This is a genomic window from Vibrio sp. FF145 (genome assembly GCF_041439075.1).
Classification (GTDB): Bacteria; Pseudomonadota; Gammaproteobacteria; order Enterobacterales; family Vibrionaceae; genus Vibrio; species Vibrio tasmaniensis_A.
This window is the reverse complement of sequence record NZ_JBGONH010000090.1, coordinates 1-7,441: the sequence shown is the minus strand read 5'-3', so window position 1 is coordinate 7,441 and position 7,441 is coordinate 1. Positions and strand designations below refer to the sequence as shown.

Annotated in this window: 5 protein-coding genes; 3 read left to right on the top strand and 2 right to left on the bottom strand. The window is 42.7% G+C overall.

All coding sequences use genetic code 11. The annotated features are described in order from the left end of the window. Positions 1-209: 209 nt before the first annotated feature. Positions 210-1,772, bottom strand: a complete 1,563-nt coding sequence (locus ACED42_RS21115) for a methyl-accepting chemotaxis protein (protein ID WP_371704027.1) — start codon at positions 1,770-1,772, stop codon at positions 210-212. Positions 1,773-1,980: 208 nt separating this feature from the next. Further along, entirely contained in the window at positions 1,981-2,448 is a 468-nt protein-coding gene (locus tag ACED42_RS21110) for an Lrp/AsnC family transcriptional regulator (RefSeq protein ID WP_009844861.1), read from the bottom strand. Between the two features lie 152 nt (positions 2,449-2,600). Here ACED42_RS21110 and ACED42_RS21105 point away from each other — a divergent pair, with 152 nt between their 5' ends. From ACED42_RS21105 to ACED42_RS21095, 3 genes are all read left to right on the top strand, one after another. Next, positions 2,601-3,563, top strand: coding sequence for a hypothetical protein (locus ACED42_RS21105; protein ID WP_371704025.1), 963 nt, complete (start codon positions 2,601-2,603; stop codon positions 3,561-3,563). Between the two features lie 576 nt (positions 3,564-4,139). Then, positions 4,140-4,451 carry a hypothetical protein gene (locus ACED42_RS21100; RefSeq protein WP_029225557.1) on the top strand — a complete coding sequence of 104 codons (312 nt, stop codon included), beginning with the start codon at positions 4,140-4,142 and terminating at the stop codon, positions 4,449-4,451. 47 nt (positions 4,452-4,498) lie between these two features. Beyond that, positions 4,499-7,255, top strand: coding sequence for an immune inhibitor A domain-containing protein (locus ACED42_RS21095; protein ID WP_371704023.1), 2,757 nt, complete (start codon positions 4,499-4,501; stop codon positions 7,253-7,255). Positions 7,256-7,441 lie beyond the last annotated feature (186 nt).

Sequence of the window (7,441 nt, the reverse complement as noted above, 5' to 3'; positions counted from 1 at the left end):
TAAAACGCTTTTATCTCGAACAAAATTTAACCACGAAAGGTCAACACGCCCTAAACACACTAAAGAGCCTACATTATGAACGGCCCCCAACAGTTGGACATCAATTATTGGGGGCTTTCTGTTTTTGTAATCTGCTCTTTTGAGCCACAAAAAAGCCTTGCTAGTTTCGCAAGGCTTCTCTTATTTCTCATTACTCTAAAATCTAACCGCTATTTTTCTTCGAAGCGCTTCGCTAAGTGATAGAACTCATTCACTTGCTCTTTTAGCTCTGTGGAGTGGTCTTTCACGGAATGTGTTGCAACCAAGTTTTGCTCTGCGGTGGATGCAATAGACTGCATATGCAGATTTACTTCGCTCGATAGTTCACGTTGTTTATGAGCAGAGCTTTCAACAGATTGCATCAATTCATTCATCGATTGCATTAGATTTTCAACTTCAGATAAACGCTCTGCGCTCACCTTCGCAACATCACCACACGCGTCTGTTTGGTCTCTGTTCGCCAGAATATCTTTCTGCCAGCCTTCAATCGTCGCCAGCATGGTATCGATGCTCTCTTTAATCTGAACTGTGGCCTTTGACGTTCGCCCAGATAAAGCACGAACTTCATCGGCAACAACTGCAAAGCCTCGTCCTTGCTCGCCTGCTCTTGCCGCTTCAATCGCAGCGTTAAGTGCCAACAAGTTGGTTTGTTCAGCAATACCACCAATCTCTTCCATTATCTTGCTCACGCTTTGCGCTTGGTCGCTCAATTGGTAAGTCGTGTGCGTCGCTTTCTCCGCCTGAGATGCCAAATTTTCAAGGTTACGATGGGTTTGATCAATGCTCTCTTTAGCACCAGCACAAGTTTGCAAGGTAACATCGACAATTTGGTGAGCTTCTTCTGTACGAGAAGAGACTTCATTGGCGGTCACCTCAACCTCTTCAGTTGCTTCACGTACCTGAAGAATATCTTTTGTCTGCTGATCGAGCGCTTCAGTGACTTGGTATGACGTCGCATTAAGGTTATCAGCTAAATCTTGCAATGGTTTCGCTGAGTCTGTCATACGGCCTAACACAGTGCGAATTCGGGCAGACATCAGCTTGAGATGAAAATCGGCAACAGAGAACTGACTGTTACCTGAGTAGACAAGGCGACTGACACTATCGAATTTAGATTGCAGTTTTTTCAACTGTAATGGTGTATCAATGAGCTCTTGTCGGAAAAGCAGTGCTAGAGCAGAAACAGGAAGAAGACTCAATATCCACTGCGATGCTTGCCCTACTTCTACAAGGTTTGAAATCAGAGGCGCAGCCAAAGAGCCGAGTAACACTGCGTAACGAACACTGTCACTGATCTGTAGTGACCATTGGCGACCTGACGTCTCAGCTTTCAATAAGCTTTGATAAGCCTTGTCTGCGACTTGTACCCATTCGTTTTTCGCCTTAACACGAACAGACTGATAGCCACTTACCTTCCCGCCATCATAAATAGGGGTAACGTAAGCATCAACCCAGTAGTGTCCACCGGATTTAGTTTTGTTTTTTACGATCCCGCGCCAAGCCTTGCCTTGTTTTAGATTCACCCACATATCGGCAAAAGCCGCTTTTGGCATATCACCATGCCTAACAATATTATGGTGTTGCCCTAGTAATTCATCTTGGCTGTATTCCGCAATACGGCAAAAAGCGTCATTACTATAAGTAATCACACCTTTAAGGTCGGTAGTCGAGACAAGTTGTTCGTTTTCGCTTAGAAGCGTTTCACGTGATTGAGAAGCTGAACTGACAGTCATTTGGTATTAACTTCGGTTAATTATTATTGTAGCGGAATAATATATACAATTATTAAAGTTATGACAAAATATGAAAGTAACATTTTGTACAGATGACTAGTATTTATACAAAAATAACCCATGCATGTCACAAAACTCTGAACGCTAAGTCTCTTCTCTAACTCTTATGCCTTTGATCTAATTATTCACACCTCTATCTGACTAAAAGTCATGACTCATCTAAATTAACTGCAGTGGTAAATTTCACGGTTCTCATAGAGACTGAGGTATGGAACTTGCGAATATTCAGATCTTTGCGCAATACACGCTCAACAAAGTCTTCGTAAGCTTGTATATCTTTCACCGTAACAATCAACATAAAATCAAAGCTGCCTGATATCTGATAGCACTGAGTAACCTCTGACGCCTTAGAAATAGAATGGCGAAAAATTTGATAGATATCCCCTCGGTCGCGCTCCATTTCAACGGACACAACTAGGGTCATCTTGCTGCCAGTAAGCTCAGGGTTAATGATCGATACATCACCGACTATCACGCCCTCTTGCCTCAATCGTTTCACTCGCTTTAAGCAAGCAGGAGGTGATAGCCCTACGATCTCGGCTAACGATTGATTAGGGATCCGGTTATTCTTCTGAAGCTCAACCAATATGCTTCTATCTATACGGTCTATTTCCATAATTTCTTAAACCATGATTTTTTTGACTGATAATTTCTTACTTTACGACAATTTAAAAATCACGGGTAATTTTATAGGTTATTTTTGAAATCATAATCACAACAATCGCGGTAAGATCTTTTTATACAACACAACGAGTTATGGTCGTAACAATGAAATCAACCTATCAATTTTTCAAAGAGCTCCTCAAAGAAATCTTCGATGTCACTTCGACGCTTTTCCGTATCATGATTCCAATAATCATATTGATAAAAGTCATCGAAGAGCTTGGCGGCATAATGATTCTTAGCGAATGGCTAAGCCCTATAATGGAAAGCGTCGGATTACCCAAAGAAATGGGTCTAGTATGGGCAACTACCATACTCACCAACATCTATGCCGGGCTAATTATCCTTATTAATTCCGATGTTCCCTTAACGGTTGCTCAAGCTTCAATTTTAGGCAGCATGATGCTCCTTGCTCACTCATTGCCAATTGAAGGCGCAATTGCCAAAAAAGCAGGTGTTAGCTGGCTGGCTACCCTATCGGTGAGAGTGGGTGGAAGCTTAGTGCTGGCATGGCTACTCAACCTCAGTTATCAATACGGAGACTGGCTCAACTACCCAGCAACCGTGCTTTGGCAACCAGAAGTATCTGGAGACACGAGTTATCTTGGTTGGGCTATTGAACAGCTCAAGAACTTTGCGGTTATCTTCATGGTAATCTCAGCACTATTACTGTTACTCAAGATCTTAAAGGTTCTAGGTATTGAGAAACTCATGGCAGTATTACTGAGACCATTGGTAAGAGTGCTGGGAATCAGCAAAGACGCAACAAACCTAACAATAATAGGAATCACGCTCGGCCTTTCGTTTGGTGGCGGCTTATTAATCAATGAAGCCAAGAAAGGGCATATCTCAGCAAGAGACGTATTCACCGCAATCATGTTGCTCAACTTGCTCCACAGTTTAATTGAAGATACGTTGTTGATCCTACTCATCGGGGCTGATTTCTACACCATATTTTGGGGAAGGCTTGTATTCTCGGTGTTGGTTGTCGCTGTGATATCAAACGTCATTAAGCGCATGAATCCAAGCACTTGCGAACGGTATTTTTATCGCGATGTCTCTCAGTAATAAGTAAATCGCCAACAAGAATAAAAGGAAAAGAACTCAAATACGGGTTCTTTTTTACGACTTGGTACTCCTATCACCTCCGATATTTTTAAATTTCACGCCCTTGAAACACTGAAAATCATTCTCAACACCCTAATTATTGATATTTCGTGTGAAAATAATTTCAGCACAGGTATTTACTAATAACTCAATTATTAAATGCAATGTTTAAACACAGAGAATATAAAACGCATCTTATTACTTATAACTCCATACCTTGTATAAAGTACTCTCAAGATAATAATCACTTCCCAACCAAGATTATTAAAATCCAAACTATCAACTATTCATTCAACAAAACTCATTAAATAGCTGATAATAAAATAAATAACGACCATTATTTGATATTAACTTTAAATGTTGAAATCGGAACGAACAATTGCTTGTAATAATTATCTATTTGATTGGTTAATTTTATAAATATATTTTGTTACATAATCAAAACTGATGGCTCTTTTTAATATGCTCCTTATAACAGCGCCTCTTACAACCGAGGCTCGCACAACTAAGATTCTTACAAAAACACCCATAAAAGCAATGACTTTAATGGTTCTAACTTTGTCATCACTGTCACAGGCTTCCACTATTGAGAACGATGAACTATTGCTTAAGTCATTGATTAAACGAGGTGTTATCTGTTCTAGCTTAACCTATGAGGAAAATCAAGAAGCTTTACGTATCTATCTCAACGCTAAAAAAGCGAAGAGCACTCCGTTTGATTCAAAAAGTAGAAAAGAGACAACCAATACAAAGGAGATAGAAAGTAAAAAAAATACAACAAACACACGTCAGTTAAATAAGACACCACAAGAGTGTATTAGGCCAAACTCGGACAACAGCTCCGAATAAGGCAAGTTGATACTGATATCGACATGGAAATATAAAAGGAAAACATAATGAAAATGATGAGAAAAACATTGTTGGCTTCAGCAATGCTTACTCTATTTAGCGTCAGTAGTTATGCAAAAACACCTATTGATTTAGGCGTTGTTAATGAAGACAAACTCATTGAAATGCTAGTTAGACAGGGCTTAGTCGACCAAGATGCAACCGATGTGGCAAAGCACGACGCACTTGACCGCTACTTGAAGAATAAAATCACTTCCGGTTTTAAAGGTGACGCTCAATTCGGTAAAAAAGCACTTGAGCAACGAGCGAAAATACTTAAAGCCATAGAAAAAGGATCTGGTGTTAAAAAGGCGAGCGCCTTTGCGTTAGAAGTCGGCACCAAGCGTACCGATAAAGTACTCGCTCTGTTAGTCGATTTCCCTGATTTGAACTGGGATAACAACAAACTGACCGAAGAGCACACACAAATGCTCTACGAGAGCTACAACCCAGAACATTATCAAGAGTTGTTGTTTTCAAACTCTGGCTACACTGGGCCAAACGGCGAAAACCTAATCTCGATGCGTCAGTATTACCAAAGCGAATCTGGTGATAGTTACAGCGTTGCGGGCCAAGCTGCAGGTTGGTATCGCGCCTCTAAACCTGCGTCATTCTATGGGGGTAACTCCCCTACTACCGACAACGATCTCAACGCGCAAGAACTGGTTCGCGAAGCACTGAATCAATTGGCTCAAGATCCTAGCATCAACCTAGCCGATTACGATATTGAAGATCGTTACGATTACGACGGTGACGGAAACTTCCGTGAACCCGATGGTGTGATTGATCATCTAATGGTGTTCCACGCATCTGTTGGTGAAGAAGCCGGTGGTGGCGTATTAGGCCCTGATGCGATTTGGTCTCACCGATTCAACCTTGGTCGCACTCATGTACTTAAAGGCACCTCTAGCTCGCTTCCAGACCGCTTTGGTGGCCAATACGCAGCATTTGATTACACGATTCAACCGATTGATGCCGCAGCTGGTGTATGTGCTCACGAGTATGGCCATGATTTAGGCTTGCCAGACGAGTACGACACGCAATATACAGGCAAGGGTGAACCTGTCTCTTACTGGTCAATCATGTCTTCGGGCAGTTGGGCTGGTCAAATTGGTGGCACACAGCCAACGGCATTCAGCTCTTGGGCAAAACACTTCCTACAGAAGTCGATTGGTGGTCGCTGGGTTAACGATGATCAAATCTCGATTGATGACCTAGAAGACAACCCACAGGTTTATACGTTGTTCCAAACAACGGATAACAACCGTCCGAACATGATTAAAGTGGATCTTCCAGAAAAACAGATCGAAGGTTTAAAACCGTTTGCTGGTGAGTATTCGTTCCACTCTCAAAAAGGCGATGACCTGAAAAACAGCATGACACGCAAGTTGGTGATTCCAGCCGGCGATTCTGCACTGCTTTCGTTCAAAACTTGGTATGAAATTGAGAAAGACTACGACTTTGCACGCGTACTCGTGAATGGACAAGCCATTGCCGGCAACATCACCTCAATGGATGACCCGTACAATACTGGCCTCGTTCCTGCTATTGGCGGCGAATCTGGCGGGTGGATTGATGCTGAGTTCGACGTTTCACAATGGGCAGGCCAAGAAGTAGAGCTTTCGTTTGAATACATCACCGATGGTGGCTTGGCGATGGAAGGTTTCTATTTGGATAACCTCAGTGTGGTCGTTGATGGTGAAGTAACCTTAATAGACGATGGTGAGAGCAACTCCACCTTCGCCCTAAATGGTTACAAGCTGAGTAATGGGTTCCACCAAGCGCAACACTACTACCTGTTGCAATGGCGCAGCCACATGGACGTTGATGAGGGTCTAGCCAACATCAAACGCATGGGCCAACTGATCTCATTCGATCCGGGTTTGATTATTTGGTACGTAGACGAATCTCTGACTGATAACTGGGTAGGCAAACACCCAGGTGAAGGTTGGTTAGGTGTGGTCGATGCCGACCAGAATGCAATGACTTGGGAAAAATCCGGTGAAGTCGCTCAAACTCGTTACCAAGTTCGTGATGCGGCGTTTTCACTCAAAGATCATACTCCAATGCGTCTTGTAAACAGCGACAATGATGTGCTCGAAGATACCAGTTTAGTTGGCAATGCTAGCTTCTCTGATGACCAAGATTACACATCGCCTCAAGCACCAGACTCAGGGCGTATCCTGACGGAGTTTGGTTTAGCGGTCGATATTGTGAATCAGAGTGACAACAACGAATACGGTGTGGTTCGCTTATCTAAAGTAAGCCAACACAACATCGCTCCTACTGCGAACTTCGAGCTTAATGTCACTGGCCTGAACGTTTCAGCACGTAACTTTAGCTCAGACCAAGACGGTGAGATCACCAGTTATCTATGGGACTTGGGCAACGGAACAACAAGTAACGAAGTGACACCAACTTGGTCTTACGAGCAAGCAGGTGAATACACGGTGAACTTGACTGTTGTCGACGACAAAGGCAATACCGATTCGTTCAGCTCCGTAGTGAGTGTTGAATCTCCAAACGCTCTTCCAGAAGCAAGCGCGAAGTACATTCACTTGGGTCGCTGGGTAACCATGTGGTCAACAAGTTCAGACAGTGATGGTCGTATTGTTGATACCGAGTGGACACTTCCAAACGGTAAGGTGAAACGAGGTCGTACATTCACTTCAATCTTCCCTTCATACGGTAAGCACAAGGTGACACTGAAGATAATCGATGACCAAGGCGGGATTACGACTAAGACAATTTTAGTCGACCTGTAAATCATAGCAGGCTCTATCATGAGGATTTACAAAATAAGCTTAAGTACTGTTGTCACAGGATATAAACCACGACAGCAGTTTTAAGAAAACGTCATTATTTAAGCCATAAGCGAAAGCCCTACCGATTCGGTATAATGCCGTTCGGATAAGCATTATTGCTTGAACCTGAACGGATATTTGGCTGGG